The organism is Paraburkholderia oxyphila NBRC 105797 (assembly GCF_000685075.1).
GTDB classification, from domain to species: Bacteria; Pseudomonadota; Gammaproteobacteria; order Burkholderiales; family Burkholderiaceae; genus Paraburkholderia; species Paraburkholderia oxyphila.
This window is the reverse complement of the sequence record NZ_BAYD01000029.1, coordinates 29,527-51,530: the sequence shown is the minus strand read 5'-3', so window position 1 is coordinate 51,530 and position 22,004 is coordinate 29,527. Positions and strand designations below refer to the sequence as shown.

Here is a 22,004-nt window from a genome sequence, read left to right as displayed (position 1 = left end):
GGTCCGCAGGGGTGACGAGCCGGCTCTTCCTCGCCGCTACCGTGGTGCTTCTCCTGGTGGTCGCGAGACGGGCTTAGCGCAATGGCACGCCGTCGCGCATGATCTGGACGGCGGTTGCCTCGACGTAGTCGACCCGAACGCTGTCGCCTGGCTTGAGACCGTCGAGCAGAGTGTCCTTCGATGCCTGTAGCACGACCGTATGCGAAGGCCCTCGCAAGGTCACCAGGCCCTTCGAGCGATCGACCTGCAGCACGGTCGTCACCGCTTCGACCCGGGACATGGACAGGGACGAGCGCAGAGACGAGCCTGTCGTGAATCCTTTATCGACGCGCTTGCGTATGCCTTTCGTACTGGACTTGTCGGCACGAAGCAGCAGCGCGCGGCTGAATGTGACTGCGACCGTGTCGCCGAGTTGCAGCTTGCTCACGTCACCGAGCTTGCGGTCGACTACGACGTCGACGGGCTCGCCGTTGTCTTCGAGCAGAGTGATGCTGTTGCGCCCGTTATCGATACCGACCACGACTGCATTCGCATGCATCACACTGGTGGTCGATACCGGGGCGCCAGGCGCGGCGTTCGTCGCAGCTTCGTCTGCCGAAGCCGTCTGCATCGGCACCGCGCCGATCGCGAGCGCCGCTGCGCCAACAAGAAGACTGCATCGCCATCCGCATTTCATGGTGACCTCTCCATCTCTCTGGCATTCGTTTCGAGTGCCGTGCAGACAGCGCGCCGTCGCGCGGGCGCAGTGCACGATTTCCGCGCAAGCTGTGTCAATTGGGGCTAACGCGACGCTTCAGTCGGGCACATCGGCCCAACCCATGCAACGGGTAACGAGTCCGCTGTTGCGCAAAGAGCGGCGCAGGCCTCATGGTCATGAATGGCACTGGCGCAACGCTTTCTGACACGAGGCGAGAACGCGCGTGGCGGTCGGGCGAGGTGCCTGCAGGCGACGTTCTGGTGCTTGGGGGACTCGCCGTCGGCCGCCACGGCAACTGCATGTGCGCGTCGAACACGAGCCGGCCTGGCTGCCGCGTGGTGTGATCGCGCGACGTCACACGCTTCACGAGGCCGATCAGGTCCAGGGCGCGCATCAGGCGCGCAGCGTCGAGGTGCCCCGATGTCAGCGCCGGGAGATCGGCGCTCGCCGGCAACGCGTGGCAGACCTCGATATGGCATACGCCACCTGGCTCGTCCAGTGTCATGAGCACGTCGTAGAGCCGGTGATGGCGTCGGCCGCCACGGTAGCGAAAGCAGAATTTCGCGGGTTCGTCAGTGCGGGTGTCCACTGTCACTCTCTGCACGATAGGTAGGTTTTGCACGATCGGGGCTCCCGTGAACGCAGAGTTGCCGCCGCTTCGGACGACTGTGCGACGGCTGGTGTTATTCGACTGCCGGCGGACGCGACTGCGCTTGACCTGCGTCAATGGCTTCGCATCCGCGTTGCCGCGCCGGCGCGATGAGGGGCGGGTTGTGGCGCCTCGTCGGATAACCGTGTTTGCCTGGCGCGCTCAGGTCGACAACGCCGTTGAATCCCCAATCGGTTTTTTGACCTGGCTCAACACTCCCCCCGTTTCTCAAGATAGGGTGAGGAAGTCCCGGGCCACGCACCGGGGTCACACTGCATCGTCCTTTCAGTGGGGAAGCCGGTGAAACCGCTCCAGCGCCACGCAGCGGCGCACTCGTTCTATCACCTTGGCCAGCGCGAGATGACCAACTGCGCGTGTGCGGGTTTGGCCTGTTTTGCCGCTCGGGCCGACCGGCAGCGACGCTGGCAGACCGCTATCTGCCAAAGTCCCACCGTGTACTGCCTGGGCAAATGCTACGAGAGCCCCAGCGACGGTGAGCACGACATGCGGCCGTATATCGGCGCTCACGCACGTCATACCGTTCTGTTGGGAAATGTGCTTGCGGGCGGCGTGCGAGACCTGGCAACGTATCGCGAACGGGGAGGTGGCGCGGCGTTCGCCAGAACCCAAACCACGACGCCGAACGAACTGGTGTCCATGGTGCAGGACTCCGGATTGCGTGGGCGCGGTGGAGCGGGCTTCCCGGCCGGTATCAAGTGGCAGAGCGTAGCGAACGAGCCCGCGCCCTCAAAATACCTGGTTGTGAACGCCGACGAGGGCGACCCCGGTGCGTTTTCCGACCGGTTTCTGCTCGAAGACGACCCATTCCGGGTGATCGAAGCGGCTGCGATCGCGGCGTATGCCGTGGGGGCGCGCCGCGGTTATATCTATCTGCGAAAAGAATATCCCCACGCCGCGCAAGTCCTTTTGGGGGCTTTAGAGCAGGCACGTGCAGCAGCGTGGCCCGACCCGTCATTCGAGCTGGAACTGGTCGTTGGCCAGGGGGGCTACGTCTGTGGCGAAGAGACCTCGCTGCTGAATGCGCTGGAGCGACGCCGTCCGGAAGTACGGCTGCGACCGCCCCAGATTACCCGGCGTGGCCTCTTTGGCGCTCCTACGCTGGTCCACAACGTGGAAACCCTGTGCGCCGTGCCGTGGATCGTCACACACGGCGCGGCGGCCTATGCCGACCTCGGATTCTCGCGCAGCCGCGGCACCAAGCTGCTGTCGCTCAATTCGCTGTTTCGCCGTCCCGGGCTGTACGAGGTGGAGTTCGGCATCACACTGGCCGACGTCGTAGGGCAACTCGGTCAGGGATTGCGCCGTGGCAAGCTCAAGGGCTTGATGGTGGGTGGGCCGCTCGCTGGACTCGTGCCACCGGAGCACTTGAGCACCCGGCTCGGCTACGAGGAAATGCAGGCCATTGAGTGCACAGTCGGACATGGTGGCGTCATCGCGTTTGCCGATGACACACGAATCATTGAGATCATGGCCGAGGTGCTCCGGTTCGGCGCGCGCGAGTCCTGTGGCAAGTGCACGCCATGCCATTTCGGCACGCCGCTGCTGGTGGCAATGAGTGATGCTGCAGCGGCAGGCGCTCCGATCGATGCATCATGCTATCAACGCCTGATTGACGCGCTTGCACAGACCAGCCTGTGCGGTCATGGGCGCGGGCTGGCGGAGTTCGTCCTCTCGGTGCAGCGCCATTATCGCGAGGAGCTACGCACATGGTTCGGCTGACGATTGACGGTATCGCTCACGAAGTGGCGGACGGCGCCCTGCTGATTGACGCATTGACGGCAGCTGGCACGGTCGTCCCGCACCTGTGTCACGACAGTCGCGTGAAGCCGTCCGGGGCCTGCCGCCTGTGCGTCGTGGAAGTGTCCGGTCAGGCGCGCCCCGTTCCGAGCTGCTCGTTCGAGGTGAGTGCGGGCATGGTCGTGCGCACCCGTAGCGAAGCACTCGACGCCCTGCGCCGTACTAACCTCGAGCTGATTGCCGCGCACTATCCCGCAGCGGCATGTGCCGCTCAGCCACACCATCCATTCCACCGCCTGCTTGCCGAATATGGCGTGCAGCCGGGTGACGTGCGGGAAGATGGGCTGTTTCACGACGATACCCACCCCTATCTCGGCGTGGCGATGGAGCGTTGCATCTATTGCGAGCGCTGCATCCGCATCTGTGAGGAGGTACAAGGCCAGTTCGTCTGGGAGGCATGGGGGCGCAGCGATGCGACTCGCATCTTGACCGGCAAAGGCTCGACGCTGCTCACTGGCGGGTGCGTGAGCTGTGGTGCCTGTGTGGACAGTTGCCCCACCGGAGCGCTGTTCGACAAGCGGGCCGGCGTTGAGCCGACGGCCTGGAAACGCACCACCTGTGCGTACTGTGGGGTCGGCTGTCAAATGGACGTTGGCACGGCGAATGGCCGCGTGGTGGCGATGCGCGCGGCCGACAGCCCCGTCAACCGTGGCCACGCATGTGTTAAGGGGCGATACGCGTTCGAGTACAACCACGCTCCGGATCGCATCACGCGGCCAATGATTCGCCTCGACAGCAGGTGGCGGGTCGTGAGCTGGGACGAAGCGCTCGACTTTACCGCCGCGAGATTGAAGGCTATCGTCGCGCTGGACGGGCCCGATGCGGTGGGTGTGCTGGGATCGGCACGCGCCACCAATGAGGATAACTACCTTGTGCAGAAGTTCGCCCGTATCGTGATCGGGACCCACAACGTCGATTGCTGCGCACGCGTGTGCCACACACCCAGTGCCAAAGCGCTCAAGACCATGCTTGGCACCGGTGCGGCCACGAACAGCTTCGACGACATCGAGCGGGCGAACGCGTTTCTCATTTGCGGCGCGAATCCGACCGAGGACCATCCTGTCGTGGGTGCACGCATCAAGCAGGCCGTGCTCAAAGGTGCGGGGCTCGTGGTCATCGACCCGCGCCGTACCGAGCTCGCGGAACTGGCAGATGTGCACCTTGCCGTGCGTCCCGGCCACAATGTGCCACTTTTCAATGCACTGGCTGCGACCTTGATCGAGGAACAGTTCATCGACCGACTATTTTTGGCCGAGCGCGTGGAGGGCTTCGACGCCTTTGCCGCGCACGTGGCCGGCTTCTCGCCCGAGAGCGTAGCGGGCGCCTGTGGTTTGGCGGCAGACGCGATCCGTGCCGCCGCGCGGCTGTATGCGCGCGGGCAGCCGTCCATGTGCTTTCATGGTCTTGGCGTGACGGAGCATCTGCAGGGCAGCGAGGGCGTGATGGCGCTCATCAATCTCGCGCTGCTGACCGGCAATCTCGGCAAGCCCGGTGCCGGGATCAATCCGCTGCGCGGTCAGAACAACGTGCAAGGCGCGGCGCAGATGGGTTGCGATCCCGTGTCGCTGACTGGCGCGCAGGCAATCGATGTGGCGGGTGCGCGCTTCGAAGCGATTTGGGGTGCGAAACTTCCTGCCAGTCGTGGCCTTGACGTGCTCCAAATGATCGATGCGGCACGGGCAGGCCAGCTCAAGGCGCTTTGGGCGATGGGCTATGACGTCCATCTTTCACTGGCCAATGCCAATGACACAGCCGCAGCGCTGGCACAGCTTGAACTGGTGATCGTGCAGGACCTGTTTTTGAATCAGACGGCCGAGGCCTTCGGCACAGTTTTCCTGCCAGCCTCATCCTCCTTCGAGAAGGAGGGGACATTCATGAATTCCGATCGGCGCGTGCAGCGCGTTCGCGCTGCGGTGCCCGCTCCGGGGGAGGCGCGCCCGGACTGGTGGATCATCCAGGCGCTGGCAGCCCGTCTGGGCAAGCCGTGCGGCTTCGAATTCACTGGACCTGAGGCCATCTGGGACGAAGTGCGCTCGCTGTGGCCCGATGGCGCTGGGCTCACCTATGCGCGACTGGAGCACGAAGCACTACAGTGGCCATGCCCCGATGAGTGCCATCCGGGGACCGACGTGTTGCATCGGGAGCGCTTTGCTGTCGGCAAGGCCGCGAAGCTGGCCCCGATCGCGTATATTCCGACGACTGAAGAGCCAGATGATCGGTATCCCTTGCTTCTCACCACCGGCCGGGTGCTGTATCAATTCAACTCGGGCACGATGAGTCATCGCACTGCCAATGTCGTGCTGCGACCATCGGATACGCTCGACATGGCTCCCGCCGATGCCGCGCGCTACGACCTGGTCGAAGGAGAAATAGTGCGGGTGTCGAGTCGCCACGGCACGGCGATTCTGCCGGTTCACATCAGCCCGTCTATGCAGACGGGGCAACTGTTTAGCAGCTTTCATCGGCCCGATCTGTTCATTAACCGCTTGACTTCGCCAGTTCGCGACCGCCTGGTGCGAACGCCGGAATACAAGGTGGTTGTGGTGCGTGTAGACAAGGAAACGCCAGTGAGCGTCACCGGGAGTCAGGCTACGAGCGCCGGATCGCCGGCCTGAACGCCATTGCGACCAAGGTGCTTTGTCAGACTTTGGTCCGATAGTGCATGCACGAGAATTGACAATAATGAAGCTACCGGACTGACCTCGTACGGGCGATGAGCGCGCCACCTCGCTTCAGGCGGCATCAGTGTCGCGAACCCTTCGGACGGAACGGGCCTCGAGCGACTATCCGCGCATCGATGGAGCCGGTCAAAGGCCGTACGTGCAGTGCATCAGCCAGCGCAATCCCTCAGGAGGCAATCATGAAGACTCTGGTTATTCTGGCATGCGTCATGCTGTCAGCCAACGCTTACGCACAATGCGCGACAAACGCCCGGGGCGAAACGGTGTGTGGCAACGGGAATGCTGCCGGCGGCTATAACCGGAACACTGGCACGGCGTGGACATCCCAGGTGAACCAGAACGGTGTGCGCACGACCCAGACTAACCGGGGTGGCGAGGCGAAGACGATGAATGGCAAGGGCGTGGTGAAGGGGCCCGGCGGAACGACCTGTTACCGGAGCGCAAACAGTCATGGCTGTAATTGACGGCCGGGATGGAAATGATGGTTGACGCTGGCGGTGCAGCATGGCGCAAAAGGGTGTGACGGTGTTGATTTGTCGCTGGGTATCGCTCGGCGTCACACTGCCCGGCTCGATTGTGACTATCGGGTGCGAGTCTTGTTTTTCAATCGTTTTCGCGGTTTTATAATTATTTGATTAATGCGATTGAATGCAGCGGTTCTGTGTATTAGGTGGTGTGCTAAAAAATAATCATGAAAACGCCGGCGTGAATTCCATTGATGGAGCTAAAACTGACGCGGATCAATTAACCGATTGCCGAGGTGGCTAAGGTGTGTCTATGCACTGAAGCAGATGAAGGCTTCAATGTGCGATCCGCAGCGCCCGTCACGTTACCTTCGTGCCAGCTTTGCGGGCAAAAACCGGAACGGGTGCATGGCGAATGGTCGCGATCGCGAGTTCGCCTGACTCGCTCGAGGCAAAGTGCTTGCCGCTGCTTGGCCGCCGGGTTCCCTGGGCCGTCGGCGCGGCGAGCCAGGGCTCGGAGAGATCGGTTATGAAGAAAACCAAAAGCGGTTTCGAGACCATAAAGGCGGGAATCGTTGCGGGATTCAAGCGGCGCAACCACGCACTGCAGACGTATTGGCGCCAGTTATCCATTGGTCAGGCCAGCCCGCAGCCCGCATTGGCGCCACCGCGCCGGTTCGCGGCTTCTGGCGCGATCAGTGCGATCAGCGACTTCGGCGCGAAAAAAAGGGCGAAGGCCGACCTGTTTGGCGCGCTTTCCGGTTTCGCGCGGCATCTGAGCCCGCCGTTGCGCAATGGAGGCGATGTGGCGGCGGACATGCCGGCGCTTCGGCAATCAAACGCGGATTGCAAGGCGCCCTGCATCGAATCCGGCTTGCGTGACGCGTTGGACCTGGTACCCGTCGCGCTCTTCGCGATTGACGAGCGGGACCAGATCGTCTACGCAAATCCGCCGGCTGCGGCGCTATTTGGCTATCGGCGCGAAGCGCTGGTTGCGCGATCCGTCACTGTGCTCTTTCCGGAACTGTGCGTCCGGGACATGCTTGCAGCGCTGGAGCGCGCCTCGGTTTCGGCGGGCTCCCGGCCCGAGCTTGCCTCGCACGCGCTCATTGCGAAGCGCTGCGACGGTGGCGGGGTTCCGGTGGCGGCCAGAACCAGCGCGTGCGTGGTCGATGGCGCGCGAGCGTTGCTGATGGCAATTGCCGAGCGCAACGACGCCGAAGAACTGCACCGCAGCCGCCAGGAGCTGACGCATCTCACCCGCATCTCGGCACTCGGCGAATTGGCCGGTTCGCTTGCACACGAACTCAACCAGCCGCTCACAGCCATCCTGAGCAACGCCCAGGCGGCCCAGCGATTTCTGGATGCGGACCCGATCAATCTGGACGAGTTGCGCGAGACGCTGAACGACATCGTTCAGGATAACTGCCGGGCAAGCGAAATCATTCGCAAGATCCGGACGCTCGTGAGACAGGGCGACGACGAGATGCGGACGCTGGACGTGGGCAGCATCGTGCGCGACGTAACCACACTCGTGCACAGCGACACGATCATCCGCGGCGTGCAGGTCGCACTCGAGATCGCCGACGATCTGCCGGTTGTGCGTGGCGACAGAGTGCAGTTGCAGCAAGTCGTACTCAATCTCCTGCTCAACAGTTTCGATGCTATCCGCGAGTGCTCAGCGGCAGATCGCGTCGTTACCGTGCGCGTTTCGGTGCAGCCCGATGGCGCCGTGTGCATGATGGTCAGTGACCGTGGGCAAGGGCTCGCAGTGGGTCAGATCGACAAAGTCTTCAAGCCATTTTTCACCTCGAAGCCGCAAGGGCTTGGGCTCGGGTTGTCGATCAGCCGAAGCATTGTCGCCGGACACGGCGGGCGCATCTGGGCAGAGAACAATCCCGACCGGGGCGCTACTTTCTATGTCACCTTGCCGGCGGAAAACCCGGAGCCTCAGTACCTCCCGGTCGAACAACCATGAGTGAAACTGCCCTCGTTTATATTGTGGACGACGACGACAACGTGCGCAGAGCCCTCGCGCGTCTCATCCGCTCGGCGGGCTATGGAGCCGAGACTTTCCAGTCGGCAAACGAATTCCTGCATGGCGCGGATTTATCGCACTATCCGGCGTGCGTTTTGCTTGACCTGGAATTGCCCGACGCAAGTGGCCTCGACCTTCAGCGCGAACTGAACGCAATATTGCCGGTGATCTTCATTACGGGGCACGGCGATATTGGCACGACCGTGGACGCGATGAAAGCTGGCGCCAGCGACTTTCTTCCTAAACCGGTTAGCGAGGCCGTGTTGTTCGCCGCCATAGAGCGCGCACTCGAAACTGCTGCGCAGATTTACGAACGCCGCCGCGAGCTGGCCGACATTCAGATGCGCTTGAACCGGCTGACGCCACGCGAGCGCGAGGTGATGGAGCTCGTGGTGAGCGGCCGCCTGAACAAACAGGCGGCAGGCGATTTGGGCATTGCCGAGAAGACCATCAAGATTCATCGCGCCCGCGTCATGGAGAAAATAGAGGCCAACTCGCTGGCCGATCTCGTCCGCTTTGCCGACAAGGCTGGCGTCGGCGCAGCGCGCAGCGCGCCGTCTGGCAGGCGTCTTTTGGGGCGAGCCTGATCGTTCAGCGGAGCAGTCCGAAACGCACCCGGTATCGGGTCGACGGCGAGTGCTCGCGCTCAGTGATCGAACCACCGGTACTGCAACGTAATCGACACGGCCTTGTAGTTGCCGCCCACACGGGTCATCAGCCCCTTCGAAGCGGCGATTTTGGCGGACCAGCCACGCGCGAAGGGCACCGAAAGCGTGATCCCGTAGCGGATATTCGACTGCCGATCCTGATTTTCCTGGCCATCGAGCGACGTCCTGCCACCCGCGTAATAACCCACGTCGCCGGCCAGCCATAGCCCCGGCCGAAAATCGTAGCCCGTGTGCAACTCGATGGTTGCAAGCGGTGACTGACTCCGGACGTGCCCGTTCATGAAGTCCGCATTGTCCGTAAAAAACCAGGCGCCAGCGGACGCTTCGAAGAACCAGTTGCCGGCCGGCTGCGAGATGCCGATCTCGGGCTTGAACGACCAGCGGTTCGCTCCCACGTTGACGAGACGCGAATCGACGTATTGTCCGGTCGGCGCCGTCATCGTCAGGCTCACGCCCACGGAGGTGGAAGGCGCGCGCTTCGCGAACGCTTCGGGAGCGAGGGCCGGACTGCCGAACAAGTTATAGGCGAAGCGCAGGCGCACGTCGCCAAGACCCGCCCGATGGATCTCGCGTGGCGAATCCACGACGTCGCCGCTGAGATTGCCGCGGACCACTGGGACGGCAAAACCCAACGACGCCGTATGGCCGGCTAGCCCAAAGGTTTGCACGTAGCCGAGCGTGAAAAAATCAAGATTCGCCTGGACGTTGGTGATGGGTAGCGACGGGTCGGTCAGCACGTCGCCGGTCGCAAACGCGTAAGTGGCGACGAGAAAGTGTGTGCCGACGGGTGAAGGCGAATACGTGCGCGGCTCCAGTTCCTGCGCAAATGCTGCGCTCGCCGGCAACAGCAGGATGAAAAGGCCGGCGCGCGGAAGCACGCGGGCAAACTGTGAACGCCGCATCGTCGATGTACCCGGCACGCCAGTAAGGTACGGCTAGCAGCCGTGCATGGCGAACGCGCGAGCGCCACCTTTCGCGCACGGCGCTCCCGAGTCACGCTTCGTCGCTGCTGACCCGGTCCGCCGCAGTGCTCGCATGCTCAGGCGCATGGTCTCCGAGCGATGCGATGGACTTCGCATACCGGTTGATTGAAGGCAGCGCGGACAGTCCATGAGCGACGATGCTCAGCAGCACCGTGGCCATGACCGTGAGCTTGATCGTCGACTCGCCTTGCAGGCCCGTATCGCCTTCCAGATAGACGAGCCCGAGCACAATGGACGCGAGCCCCCGCGGCCCGAACCAGCCCATGAACAGCGTGGTTGGCCGGCTCAGGTGCGTGCCTCGCAGCGCGATGGCCACCGGCACCATGCGAATCAGCGTCAGACTGAGCACGCTATACACGAAAATTGCGAAGTTGAACTGCGATAGGGCGCCGGCACACGACAGGGCAAACAGGAAAAAGACAAAAAAGTTGAATAGCTGGCCCCACTCCTCGGTGAACTCGACGTTCTGTTGGCCGACTTCGCTGAAAGCCACCTGCGTCGCGAGCCCGGCGACGAAGGCCGCAATGAACATGCTCGCGCCGCTGCTTTCCGCCGCCAGCACGCAGAAAATGGGCAGGGCCACCACGCCCAGCTGTGCCGCCGACTCGGCCATCCAGCGCCTGCGCAGGGCGAGGTTGAGCAAGCAGCCGCCGACGAGGCCGATGCCGAGGCCGATCAACGTTCCGTAGCCGAGCTGCTCGATCAGATAGCGCGCCAAAACGCCTCCGTGTTGGCCTGTCTCCCGCGCCACGGCAAGCGCGATGAAAAACATCAGGAATGGCACAGAGAGCCCGTCATTGAGTCCCGCTTCCACGTTCAATGCCTGGCGAATGCGTGGGGGAACATGCGGACTGCTTACGATGATTTGACCAAGCCCGGCATCGGTCGGCGCCAGGATCGAAGCGAGAATGCCTGTCTCAGGCCATGTCAGTTGCGGGAAGACCAGCTTGGCGCAGACCATGCCTGACGCGATGGTGAGCAGCATCCCCACACTCAGCAGGCGCGCAGGCAGATTCGTTTCGCCTCTCAACATGGATGGACGAACTCGCGAGGCGTCGGTAAACAGGGTCATGACCAGGCCCAGCTCGGCCATCAACAGCAGGTCTTGCCGGTCAATCGTGAGCTCTCGCAGCGCTTCGTGCGAGAAGTGCATGAGCGCGCCGGATGCGGCAAACAGGATTGGAGCCGTGAGAATAGTCCGCTCCAGCCGCCCGGATACCAGGCCGTACAGGAAGACGGTTGTGATGAACGCGGCAATGATAATCATCTTTCACCTCTTGTGGTGCAGCGCACCGTGTTCCTCATGAAAGGGATGCATGCCAGGCGCGCCGAAAAGCTGTCCGTTTGTTCAATTGACACTCCGATGTCCGGGAAGAGGCTTGATACACGTCAAAAGCTTGCTGGGAACGCCAGAAATTGCCCACCAATTGCCCACCGTTAGTCAGCTTCGTACAGTTCGTCACAAAGGCGGTATCCCGGGCGTCGCATCGGCCCAAAGGCCTATTGCGCCGGTTCGAGTGCGTGCCAATAGTGGAGAGGTGAATAACCATCTCGGGCCGCGGCGGCCGGGGAGCGACACCATGTCCGAAACAGTGGAAGAGGCAAAGATCAAAGGCTCGAAACCCGTGCACAAGCTTGCCAACAAGGCCTACCTGAAGCAACTCGCAAGGCTTCACGCCGAGCTGGTGCAGTTCCAGGACTGGGTGGTCCGCAGCGGGGCCAAGATCTGCATCATCTTCGAAGGGCGTGATGGTGCCGGAAAAGGTGGCACCATCAAGGCCATCACCGCACGTGTGAGCCCGCGCGTTTTCCGCGTTGTCGCGCTGCCGGCTCCCACCGACCGGGAGAAGACGCAGATGTATATTCAGCGGTATCTGCCACACATGCCGGCGGCGGGCGAAGTGGTGATCTTCGATCGCAGCTGGTACAACCGGGCCGGCGTCGAACGCGTAATGGGCTTCTGTACCGACGAGCAGGCGCAGAAGTTTCTGCGCGACGTGTCGCTCGTGGAGCAGGCGATCATCGATTCGGGGATCATCTTCATCAAGTACTGGCTTGAAGTGTCGCCCGAGGAGCAGACGCGCAGACTCGAAGCGCGCATACACGATCCGCGCAAAACCTGGAAGCTTTCGCCGATGGACCTTGAGTCGTATCGCCGGTGGTATGACTATTCGCGGGCACGCGACGAAATGTTCGCGATGAGCGATACCGATTTCGCCCCTTGGACCGTTGCACGGTCCGACGACAAGAAGCGCTCGCGCCTGAACATCATCAACGACTTGCTGTGCAGGATTCCCTATGAAGCCAGATCCCGGCCGAAAGTGGTCTTGCCGCGGCGGCAAAAAGCGAAGGGTTACCGCGAACCGGACTACCCATTGCGCTTCGTAGCGGAGAAGTTCTGAGCCCGGCGCGCGCAGCGTTGCACGTAGATGAACTTGCGCGCCGATGTCGTGAAGGTTTGGGCAGCAAGGAGGATTGAATCATGGCTGATCTGCTGGTGGGAAACGTCGACGCAGACGTCTCCGACGAGGAGCTGATAGAGTTTCTGGCGAAATACGGGTTTCCGGCATTCGATGCGATCGAGCGCGTGCACGGAAGCGGCGCGCGTCCTGCAGTGGTGCTGAGCTTTACGGGACTTTCACCGGAAGCCCTGCGCAGACTGCAACCGCGCATCCACAACATGTACTGGAGAAATCGCACATTGACCGTGCAGGTGATGCCGCCGCGGCAACCGTGAGCACGGGCAGCAGGCCATCGGGAGCAACGCGCGCAGTGACACGGGCAGCGCACCGCACCGCACCGCACCGCACCGCGCCAGGCTATAGGACCTTGGTCCGATTGCGGCGGCGCAGCAGGCGGCCAACAATGTCTGCGTGTGTCTCCCAGCCTGGAGGTCTACGCCATGGACGCTGCAACCCGGTTTTCGCGCAGCCAGACCATCGCTGTGCAGATTTCGCGTTTGCTGGCAAAGCGGCTGAACGTTGCGCAGCGGGCCTATGGCGAGCGTTTGCGCGCAACAGGCGACTCCGGGGCAGGCGGCCAGTCGCAACTGGCCTTGCTCACGCCCTTGAGCCTGTGGCAGTACGCACTCGATGGAGCGCAGCGCTGGCTGCTGTTCCTCGAGACATTGCGCGTGCGCGGCAACGAATTCGTCGAGCGCTCGGCACAGGGTCTGAAGCCCGTGCTGCATTTCGACCATGAAGTCGTCCTCGACGCGCGCGCCTTCGAGCGCCCTGTGAACTACGCGCTATTGCGCATCGTGCCGCCCGATGGCGTTCGCGTCGACCCGCGAAATCGGCCCTGGCTCATCATCGATCCGCGCGCCGGACATGGGCCTGGCATTGGCGGTTTCAAGGACGACTCGCAGGCGGGCGTCGCGTTGCGCGCCGGCCACCCGGTCTACTTTGTCGTGTTCTTTCCCGATCCCGAACCGGGGCAGACGCTGATCGACGTCTGCGCGGCCGAGCAGAAGTTCGTCTCGAAGGTGCGCGAGTTGCATCCCGACAGCCCCAGGCCCGCCATTGTCGGCAACTGCCAGGGCGGCTGGGCGGCGATGATGCTTGCGAGTTCGTCGCCGCAGGACACCGGACCGATCGTCATCAACGGCGCGCCCATGTCGTACTGGAGCGGCGCGTGGAGCGAGGGCGAAGGCGACAACCCGATGCGCTACGCCGGCGGCTTGCTGGGCGGCACGTGGCTCGCCTCGCTGAGCGCGGACCTCGGCAACGGCAAGTTCGACGGCGCGCATCTGGTGCAGAACTTCGAAAACCTGAATCCCGCCAACACACTCTGGGACAAATACCGTTACCTGTACACAAACATCGATACGGAGCCCCCACGCTTTCTCGATTTCGAGCGCTGGTGGGGCGGCTACTACCTGATGAACCGCGAAGAGATCGAGTGGATCACGCGCAATCTCTTCATCGGCAACAGGCTCTGGTCGGGCGAGGTGAGGGGAACGGGCGGCAAGATGTTCGACCTGCGTGAGATTCGCTCACCCATCATCCTGTTCGCGTCGCTGGGCGACAACATCACGCCGCCTCAGCAGGCGTTCAACTGGGTGGCCGACCTGTATGGGAGCACCGAGGAAATCAAGGTGCGCGGGCAGGTCATCGTCGGCCTCGTGCATCAGGATATCGGGCATCTCGGCATCTTCGTTTCCGGCAAGGTGGCGAAAAAGGAGCATACGCAGATTGCTTCCGTACTCGAGACGATCGAGACCTTGCCGCCCGGGCTTTACGGCATGTCGATCACCGAGCGGCCGGGTAAGGATGGCGCGACCGAATACGAGGTGGCGCTGCTCGAACATCGGCTGGAAGACGTCGTGGCACGCGCCAACCGGCTCGGCCGGGTCGACGAAAAGCCGTTCGAGGCAGTCGTCGAGGTGTCGGAGTTCAACCAGCGCGCCTATGAGCTCTTTGCCCAGCCTTTCGTGCAAGCGATGTCCAACGAAATGTCGGCGCGCATGTTGCGCGAGCTTCATCCGCTGCGTTCACAGCGCTGGGCATGGTCCGACCTCAACCCGTGGTTGGGCTGGCTGCCGGGCGCGGCCGGCATGGCGCGCGAGAACCGGCAGCCCGTCGCCGCCGAGGCGCCGCTGCGCAGGATCGAGCAGAATTTCTCCGATTTCGTGAGCGCGTCGCTCGAGTACGGCCGGGCCGTGCGCGACGCCGGCGCCGAAGCGCTCTTTTTCGGCCTCTACGCCAACCTGTATGCGCTGGACCAAGGCGAGCGGCCCATCGCGCGGCACGACTCGGCAATGCGCGCCACCGATTCGCGCGAGCTGCCGTTCGTGAAGGAGGCGCTCGGCTCGATCAGCGAGGGCGGCTACACCGAAGCGCTCGCACGCGTGTCCTTCCTGCTGGCGCGCAAAGGCGTCCCGCTGCCACTTGCCTTGCTCGAGAGGCGTCAGGAGCTGATCCATGCCTATGCCGGCTACCTGCCGGACGTGCCCGCCGATCAGTGGCGGCGCATACGCGGCGAGCAGGAAATCATCGCCCGGTTCGAACCGGACGAAGCCGTGGCCACGCTGCCCGCGTTGCTCGCCGATCCGGCCGATCGCCAGCGCCTGATGACCCTGCTCGACATGCTGCTTTCGGACGAGCGAGTGCTGAGCCAGGCGCCAGCCGAAGAACAGCTTGAAATGCTCGAGCGCATCCGCACGTCCCTCGCGCCACAGCCGCCGCGCGAGAGGCAGGTTGCGGCACGCGTGCGCCCTTGACCCTGGCGCATCACCGGAGCCACGCCATGGAAGCCCAACACGCCAAATACCATCGCCTGATCGAGTACTGCAAAGGCTTGCCCCCGCTACCGACCGCGGTCGTGCACCCTTGCGATGCCAGTTCACTGGGTGGCGCGATCGAGGCCGCGCAGATGGGGCTGATTGCGCCGATTCTCGTGGGGCCGCGTGCGCGTATCGAGGCGGTGGCCGTGCAAAGCGGCCTCTCACTCGAAGGCTGTACGCTCGTGGACGCGCCATACAGCGAAGCCGCCGCCGAGGCGGCGGTGCGGCTCGTGCGCGAGGGCAAGGCTCAGGCGCTCATGAAGGGCAGCCTGCACACCGACGAGCTGATGGCCGCCGTGGTAAAGCGCGACGTTGGCTTGCGCACGGCGCGGCGCATCAGCCACTGCTTCGTGATGGACGTGCCGGAGCACGAAGGGGCGCTCATCATTACCGACGCCGCCGTCAATATTGCGCCGACGCTCGAGGAGAAAGTCGACATCGTGCAAAACGCGATCGACCTTGGCCACGCATTGCGATTCCCCGAGGTCCGCGTTGCGTTGCTTTCCGCGATGGAGACGGTCAATCCGAAGGTACCTTCGACGATCGAAGCCGCCGCGATCTGCAAGATGGTGGACCGGCGCCAGATCACGGGCGCGCTCGTGGACGGCCCGCTCGCGCTCGACAACGCCATCAACATCGAAGCCGCGAAGATCAAGCAGATCGATTCGGCGGTCGCTGGGCGCGCCAACGTACTGGTTGTGCCGGACCTCGAGGCGGGCAACATGCTCGCCAAGAGCCTCTCGTTTCTCGCGGGCGCGGACGCAGCCGGCATCGTGCTCGGCGCACGCGTGCCGATCATCCTCACGAGCCGCGCGGACTCGGTCAACACCCGGCTCGCGTCGTGCGCGGTCGCCGCGCTCGTTGCGCTTGCGCGCCGCGAACGCGGGTGCGGGGCCGCGCATTAGCCGGGCCTCCCGTTCTTCGGCCCGGGAGAGCCCGGCTGTCCGACCCATGCGAGCAGCAGATGATAGGTGACGGCCAGAACAACCGGGCCGACGAAGAGCCCGACCACGCCAATCGAAATCAGGCCGCCCAGCACGCCGAAAAGGATGAGCACGAGCGGCAACTCCACGGCGCGACGGATCAGGATGGGGCGCAGGAAGTTGTCGATCATGGTGACGCCAATCGACCAGACGAGCAAGACGATCGCGACGACCCGCGAGCCATTGGCGAAAGTCCATGCGACACAGCCGAGCAGCGGCAACAACGGGCCGGCTTGAATCAGGCAGAACATCAGCAGCAGGGCGGCGATGATGCCCGCGAATGGCACACCGGCTACCCAGACGCCGAGCGCGCCAAGCGATGCCTGAATGATGGCCGTCACCACCACGCCAAGGGCGATTGCCCGTACCGACTGCGCTGCGAGGTGGACGATCTGCTCGCCGTTGCGCGGCGCGACGCGCTCGGCCACCCGGATGACCAGTTGCGCCGCGATTTCGCCCCGCGCGTACAGCATGCCGCACACGATAACCATCAGCATCAGATACACAGCGAACATGCCTAGCTGGCTCGCGCGCGCGAGCAGCCAGCGCGCCGCGACCGAGGCGTAGGGCTGGACCTTGGCGAGCACGCCGCCCGGGCCGGCGTCCGAGAGGGTCTGCCACTCCTGAGCGAGACGCCGGCCGCCCAGTGGAATGTTGGCAACCCAGTGGGGCGGAGCCGGCAATGCGTAGTCCGGTAGGTTCTTCACAAAGGCGGTGATGTCCGTGGCGTGGCTCGTGAGTGTGGCGACCGCCGCATAGAACGGCACGACAATCACGGCGATCTGCACCAGCAACATGATCATGACCGCCGGTGCGCGCCGCCCGCCCAGGCGGCGCTGCAGGGCGACGAAGGGTGGCCAGGTGGCGACGACGATCATGCTGCCCCAGATGAGGGCGGGAACAAACGGACGCAGCACGTAGAGGCTACCGCCGATCAGCAGCAGCAGCGAGATCGTGGCGAGCACGATGCGCGGCAGGTCGAACACAGCACGCTGGTGCATAGGCTCGGGCGGGTGCGACGGGGTGCCGGAGCTGGGCGCGTTCACGTGAGGTCCTCCACGGGGGTGACGGGCGCCTGCAGTCGATCGAGCGCCGCGGTTCCAGGTTACCACTTGTATCGTGGCGCACTATCGGACCTTGGTCCTACGCTTCGGGCGCCGCAAGGGGGCGAGCGACTTGATGCGATTGATTGAGGTCAAAAGAGGAGGAAGCGGCCGTATTAGTGTTGATGCAGGAAGCTGCTCTTGAGAATGTCGTGTCTGTGTTTCAACCGGTCGGAGCCGGAATGTGCAGAACGAATCGCGTTGCGCAAGGAACTGTGAACATGCCGGTACTGCGAGAAAGGCTGCTCGAACCTGTAGACCGGATCTCGGAAATCCTCTTCGGGTTGATCATGGCTGTGACGATCGTTGGATCGCAGTCGATCACATCTCCGGGGCAAAACTTCGCACGCGCGGTCACGCATGCCGCGCTCGGCTGCAATCTCGCCTGGGGGCTGGTGGATGCAGTTATGTACCTGCTACGGACGGCGACCGAACGCACGCGCAACTGCAATCTTGCAAAGCAAATCGTGAGCGCCGACCCGAGAGCCGCGTGCCGATTGATTGCCGAGGCATTGCCGCCCCATGTCGCGAACATCACGGGGTCGACTGAACTGGAAGGAATGCGGCAACGCCTGATGGTGCTGCCGGCCAGGAAACGCGGACTGGCGCCAAGGGATTATCTGGAGGCGACCGGCATATTCTTGCTCGTTGTTGTTGCGACCTTTCCGGTCGTGCTGCCGTTTCTGCTAACGGACGATCTTGCAGCGGCGAAGCATGGCTCGCGTGCGATTGCGCTCGTCATGCTCTTTATTGCCGGAATTGGACTTGCGCGCTATGCGGGATACAGACGTCCATTCGTCACGGGATTGGCGATGGCTGCCATCGGGGCCATTCTGATCGGGGCTGTCGTCGCGTTAGGGGGATGAGGCGCCACGCGTAACCTGCGATGATTTCCGGTCCGGCGCGCGAAGGCGCCGTCAAGGCTGACGAATCTCGCGTACCAACGGATGCGACAAATGAGTATCGGGTGGTCCAAGGCAGGACTCGGCGGAGTCGATTCGCATGACGGACCGGGCGCACTGCGCGCCTGGTCGCACGCTCGCTGGCTTTTGCTCGCGGGTTGCATGATGGCGATTCCAGCCTTCTATCTCGAACTGGTCGCCACGTCGAATTCGATGCTCATGACCGCACGAGCGCTGTACGGCGGCATGGCGGTGTCCTGCGCAGGCGCCATTGCGCGGACCGCCTGGTCGAGCCACAAACCAGCGCGGTTCCTGAATCACAATGCGTTCGACGTGGCGATCACTTTCGGCGCGCTCGTCAGCATGATCGGCGGAGCAAATCCATGGTCTTCGCTCGAATGGACGCTCAGACTCGCGTTCATGGCGATGATCGCGCTGCGAATCGTCATTGCGCTGCGCCCCTGTTTCGAACTCAACCGGCTCGCGCTGCTGCCGCTCGCGGGTGTGATCGTTCTGCTGCTTGGCGGCGCGGGGTTTTATGCGTTGGAGCCGCGAGTGCACAGTTACGCCGAGGGGCTGTGGCTTGCATTTGAGAGCAGCGCCACGGTCGGTTATGGCGACATCGCGCCAACGACGCCCGCATCGCGCATTTTTGCGGTGTTCGTCGTGCTGCTCGGCTATGGCATGCTCTCGCTGGCATTTGCCGGAATCGCCGCCTGGCTCATCGGCAAGGAAGAGCGACGCCTGAGGCGCGAAATGCATCGTGACATCAAGGTGCTGCATGCAGAAATCGTCTCGCTGCATCGTGAGCTGGAAGGGCTGCGCGATACGCTCGCGCCCCGGCAAGGCGATTCGCAAGGCGTGAGCAAAGCGGCCCAGCAGCCAGCCGTTCGCGCAGCGCGAGTCCGGCCTTGACAGACCGACCACCGCTGCTTGCGCAACTGCGACGTCGCCGACCGGCGTCACTCATCCCCGAACCATCTCTTGTAGATTCGCCCGTAGGTGCCGTCCTTGTGAAGCGAGAGCAATGCGCTATCGACTTTCCTGCGCAGGGGACTGTTGACCGGGAAGACGAATCCAACCTCCTGCTGGTTAATTTCCGGTCCGACTATCGTCACTTTCCCGTGCCCGCCGTGGCTCGCGTAATAGAGAAGTGTCGGCCCCGCGAAGAGCACGGCATCTACTTGTTTTTGTAGCAGCGCCGCATACATCTCGTCCACATGTGAATATTCCTGAATGCGGGCGTCGTGGTCCCGAAGATAATCCGCTGACACGGTTCCGCCTATCGTAGCCACCCTTTTGCCGGGCAGATCTTCCGGTCCGTTGATTTCCCCTCGAATCCGCTGTACGGTCAGGTTGCTTGTTAGCTGTGCCGTATAGAACGCGACAAACACGAGTCCGACGAACATGAAGATAAATGCCATTGTCCGGGCGAGCCATTGCCTTGGGGCCTGCTCAGCCTGGGTGAGCAACGTCGTTGCCGCCCAATACATCGCCTGGAATATCCCGGGGAAGTATTTCCTGCTAGGAATGACCCCTCCCTCGCGCCCGCGATCCAGAAACCATGCCACATGAGCAGGAACCAGAATCAGCAATACGCCGGCGCCAAGCCATTCGAGAGACGTTCGTGACCCGAGTAAATGGAGCAGTTCAAGAATCGGATTGATCGTCTTACTTTCGCCCGTGTCGAGAACCATGATTCGCTGGCCTGCCGTCAACACCGGGTAGGAAAAGTCGAATTCCTGATCGCGCTCCCAGGTAATGAACTGAGGCATTGCGAGGTCACACAGTCTGGACCGTACACAGTCGTACAGAGATGCAGTGTCGGACGCCATCTCATACTTCGTCTCGACCTGCAGCCGGGTTGCGATCGCCTGCCACATCTCGACACTGAATCCGGTCAGCGTTCCGTGTTCCTTGATGACAGCAGGTGGAACAACGAGCACACCAATATGGATGACGGGCCTGCGGTCCTGAGCAAGCGCAGAGGCGGACAGCATGGCCGCGAGCCACATCAGGAACGCACACTTTCTGGCCAGCGCAAGCATTTTTCTCCATCCTGGACAGCGCCATCGAGCCGAAACGATACACCGGGACAGCCTGTCGACGCTTCACGCGGTCGATCAGGGGTTCTTGTGTATTGGCCATTCTGGTCGTTCACTCCTCTGGTTGCTTGACTTGCGTCAATTGCGGGCATCGGCCGTGTGCCAGTCTTGGGCAGGTGGGAAGCGTACGCCTGGAGGCCGCCATGGAAGAAGTCCTGTTGAGCGAGGTCAAGGACGGTAGACCCAAAGGGGCCGCAGTGACTGTTTCCGGGACACAGATTCGCTCGCGTGCGCAACGGCGCGCACTGGGAAAAAGCCTCAGGGAAACGTGTCCACGCGAGCTGCACGGCATGTGGAAGCAGAGTGCGGACCGTCCTGGTCCCGTCCGTCTGGTCCAGCAGGCCGACGAGGGCCGGCTGCCGGAACTGGTTCCGCTTCGGCACGGACGCATGGTTCAGTCACCCTTCACGTTCTATCGAGGCGCCGCACTGAATATGGCACATGACCTCGCTTCGCTGCCTGGCCCCGGAATACGGGTGCAGTGCTGTGGAGACGCCCATCTGGTGAATTTCCGTGGCTTCGCGACTGCCGAGCGCAATATCATCTTCGCGATTAACGATCTGGACGAGACCCTGCCTGCGCCGTGGGAGTGGGATCTCAAGCGCCTTGCTGCAAGCTTTGTGATCGCTTGTCGCGACAACGGACTGAGCGACTCTACGGCCAGAGACAGCGTGCTCGATTGCGTGCGCTCGTATCGCGAGCACATGGCGGCCTTCAGCGAGATGACCTCGCTCGATCTCTGGTATCAGGCGGTCGAAGCGGAAGCATTGATCGCTTCGATCAAGGATCCGGCGTTGCGACGCCGCGTCATCAGGAGAATCGAAAAGGAGCGTGCCAGCAGCATGGCCGAGGACCTGTTTCCGAAGCTCGCTGTTGGCGAAGGCGTCTCCGCGGTCATCAGGGACGAGCGCCCTGCGATTTTCCATCTGCAGGGGGCACGCCGTAGAGAAGTCGAGGCGACGACGAGGAAAGTGTTTGACGCGTATCGCGAAAGCCTGGCGCCAGACCGGCGCGTTCTCCTCGAGCGCTATCAAGTGGTGGACGCCGCGATCAAGGTAGTCGGGGTGGGCAGCGTTGGCACGCGCTGCTGGGTGGTCCTGCTCATGGACGGTGCCGGAGATCCGCTCTTTCTGCAGGTCAAGGAGGCGCGCACCTCGGTGCTGGAAGCCTATGCGGGTGCGAGCGTCTATGAGAATCACGGGCAGCGTGTGGTCTTGGGCCACCGGCTCATGCAGCCGGCGAGCGATGTCTTCCTCGGCTGGACCAAGGGGCTGCAGGGGTATGACTACTATGTTCGCCAGTTGCGCGACGTCAAGATCAAACCTGCCGTGGAAACCTTCGGCAAAGCTGAAATGGCGGGCTTTGCGGATTGGTGCGGTCACTCTCTCGCGCTTTCACACGCGCGCTCCGGCGATTCATCCGTCATCAGCGGATACCTTGGCAAGAGCGACGAGTTTGACAAGGCTGTGGTCGCGTTTTCATTCCTGTATGCCGACCAGAACGAAGCCGACCATGCCGCGTTCAAACGCGCGATCAGCAACGGGGTGCTCAAGGCGGAGTTTGACCCTCCGGGTTGAAGGGGGCTGCGCACTTTGAATTCGGATAGCGTAACCCACCGTGCAACAGTTG

Annotated in this window: 17 protein-coding genes; 12 read left to right on the top strand and 5 right to left on the bottom strand. The window is 62.8% G+C overall.

The genetic code is table 11. The annotated features are described in order from the left end of the window. Positions 1-73: 73 nt before the first annotated feature. Complete coding sequence (locus BO1_RS19350; protein WP_028218975.1) at positions 74-676, bottom strand: hypothetical protein; 603 nt, start codon at positions 674-676, stop codon at positions 74-76. Positions 677-1,646: 970 nt separating this feature from the next. On the opposite strand from BO1_RS19350, the gene BO1_RS19340 reads away from it, so the two are divergent. From BO1_RS19340 to BO1_RS19325, 5 genes are all read left to right on the top strand, one after another. Then, positions 1,647-3,086, top strand: coding sequence for an NADH-ubiquinone oxidoreductase-F iron-sulfur binding region domain-containing protein (locus BO1_RS19340; RefSeq protein WP_028218973.1), 1,440 nt, complete (start codon positions 1,647-1,649; stop codon positions 3,084-3,086). After that, the gene (fdhF, locus tag BO1_RS51740; RefSeq protein ID WP_043285447.1) at positions 3,074-5,779 is read left to right on the top strand and encodes a formate dehydrogenase subunit alpha; all 2,706 of its coding nucleotides are present in this window, start codon (positions 3,074-3,076) and stop codon (positions 5,777-5,779) included. The genes BO1_RS19340 and fdhF overlap by 13 nt, the downstream gene beginning before the upstream one ends. Before the next feature lie 245 nt (positions 5,780-6,024). Further along, on the top strand, positions 6,025-6,309 hold the full coding sequence (locus BO1_RS57695) for a hypothetical protein (protein WP_084688048.1): 285 nt from the start codon (positions 6,025-6,027) through the stop codon (positions 6,307-6,309). Positions 6,310-6,838: 529 nt separating this feature from the next. Beyond that, positions 6,839-8,287 carry a sensor histidine kinase gene (locus BO1_RS19330; RefSeq protein ID WP_167338365.1) on the top strand — a complete coding sequence of 483 codons (1,449 nt, stop codon included), beginning with the start codon at positions 6,839-6,841 and terminating at the stop codon, positions 8,285-8,287. Continuing rightward, positions 8,284-8,934, top strand: a complete 651-nt coding sequence (locus tag BO1_RS19325; protein ID WP_028218971.1) for a response regulator transcription factor — start codon at positions 8,284-8,286, stop codon at positions 8,932-8,934. Before BO1_RS19330 ends, BO1_RS19325 begins: the two co-directional genes overlap by 4 nt. 59 nt (positions 8,935-8,993) lie before the next feature. On the opposite strand, the gene BO1_RS19320 is transcribed toward BO1_RS19325, so the two are convergent. Both BO1_RS19320 and BO1_RS51735 read right to left on the bottom strand, forming a co-directional pair. Further along, on the bottom strand, positions 8,994-9,917 hold the full coding sequence (locus BO1_RS19320) for a transporter (RefSeq protein WP_043285445.1): 924 nt from the start codon (positions 9,915-9,917) through the stop codon (positions 8,994-8,996). Between the two features lie 91 nt (positions 9,918-10,008). Continuing rightward, on the bottom strand, positions 10,009-11,265 hold the full coding sequence (locus BO1_RS51735; RefSeq protein ID WP_043285443.1) for a cation:proton antiporter domain-containing protein: 1,257 nt from the start codon (positions 11,263-11,265) through the stop codon (positions 10,009-10,011). A 313-nt stretch (positions 11,266-11,578) separates the two neighbouring features. Between BO1_RS51735 and ppk2 the strand changes: the two genes are divergently transcribed. The 4 genes from ppk2 (at position 11,579) to BO1_RS19295 (ending at position 16,187) form a co-directional block, all read left to right on the top strand. Beyond that, a complete protein-coding gene (gene ppk2, locus BO1_RS19310) occupies positions 11,579-12,400 on the top strand; it encodes a polyphosphate kinase 2 (protein ID WP_028218969.1) in 822 nt (273 codons plus the stop codon). Positions 12,401-12,480: 80 nt separating this feature from the next. Continuing rightward, entirely contained in the window at positions 12,481-12,735 is a 255-nt protein-coding gene (locus BO1_RS19305; RefSeq protein ID WP_028218968.1) for an RNA-binding protein, read from the top strand. 165 nt (positions 12,736-12,900) lie between these two features. After that, positions 12,901-15,219, top strand: a complete 2,319-nt coding sequence (locus BO1_RS19300; protein WP_028218967.1) for a DUF3141 domain-containing protein — start codon at positions 12,901-12,903, stop codon at positions 15,217-15,219. Between the two features lie 26 nt (positions 15,220-15,245). Beyond that, the gene (locus tag BO1_RS19295) at positions 15,246-16,187 is read left to right on the top strand and encodes a phosphate acetyltransferase (protein WP_028218966.1); all 942 of its coding nucleotides are present in this window, start codon (positions 15,246-15,248) and stop codon (positions 16,185-16,187) included. Here BO1_RS19295 and ydiK read toward each other — a convergent pair. Continuing rightward, the gene (gene ydiK, locus BO1_RS51730) at positions 16,184-17,311 is read right to left on the bottom strand and encodes an AI-2E family transporter YdiK (protein WP_245643839.1); all 1,128 of its coding nucleotides are present in this window, start codon (positions 17,309-17,311) and stop codon (positions 16,184-16,186) included. The genes BO1_RS19295 and ydiK overlap by 4 nt on opposite strands. A 278-nt stretch (positions 17,312-17,589) precedes the next feature. On the opposite strand from ydiK, the gene BO1_RS19285 reads away from it, so the two are divergent. Beyond that, positions 17,590-18,234 (top strand): hypothetical protein, encoded by a 645-nt coding sequence (locus BO1_RS19285; protein ID WP_028218965.1) that lies wholly within the window; start codon positions 17,590-17,592, stop codon positions 18,232-18,234. A 90-nt stretch (positions 18,235-18,324) separates the two neighbouring features. Next, positions 18,325-19,185: a potassium channel family protein gene (locus BO1_RS19280; RefSeq protein WP_028218964.1), complete on the top strand. Its 861-nt coding sequence runs from the start codon at positions 18,325-18,327 to the stop codon at positions 19,183-19,185. 47 nt (positions 19,186-19,232) lie between these two features. On the opposite strand, the gene BO1_RS19275 is transcribed toward BO1_RS19280, so the two are convergent. Then, positions 19,233-20,318, bottom strand: a complete 1,086-nt coding sequence (locus tag BO1_RS19275) for a transporter substrate-binding domain-containing protein (protein WP_028218963.1) — start codon at positions 20,316-20,318, stop codon at positions 19,233-19,235. A gap of 200 nt (positions 20,319-20,518) precedes the next feature. Between BO1_RS19275 and BO1_RS19270 the strand changes: the two genes are divergently transcribed. Further along, positions 20,519-21,952: a DUF2252 domain-containing protein gene (locus tag BO1_RS19270; RefSeq protein ID WP_043285438.1), complete on the top strand. Its 1,434-nt coding sequence runs from the start codon at positions 20,519-20,521 to the stop codon at positions 21,950-21,952. Positions 21,953-22,004: the final 52 nt, after the last annotated feature.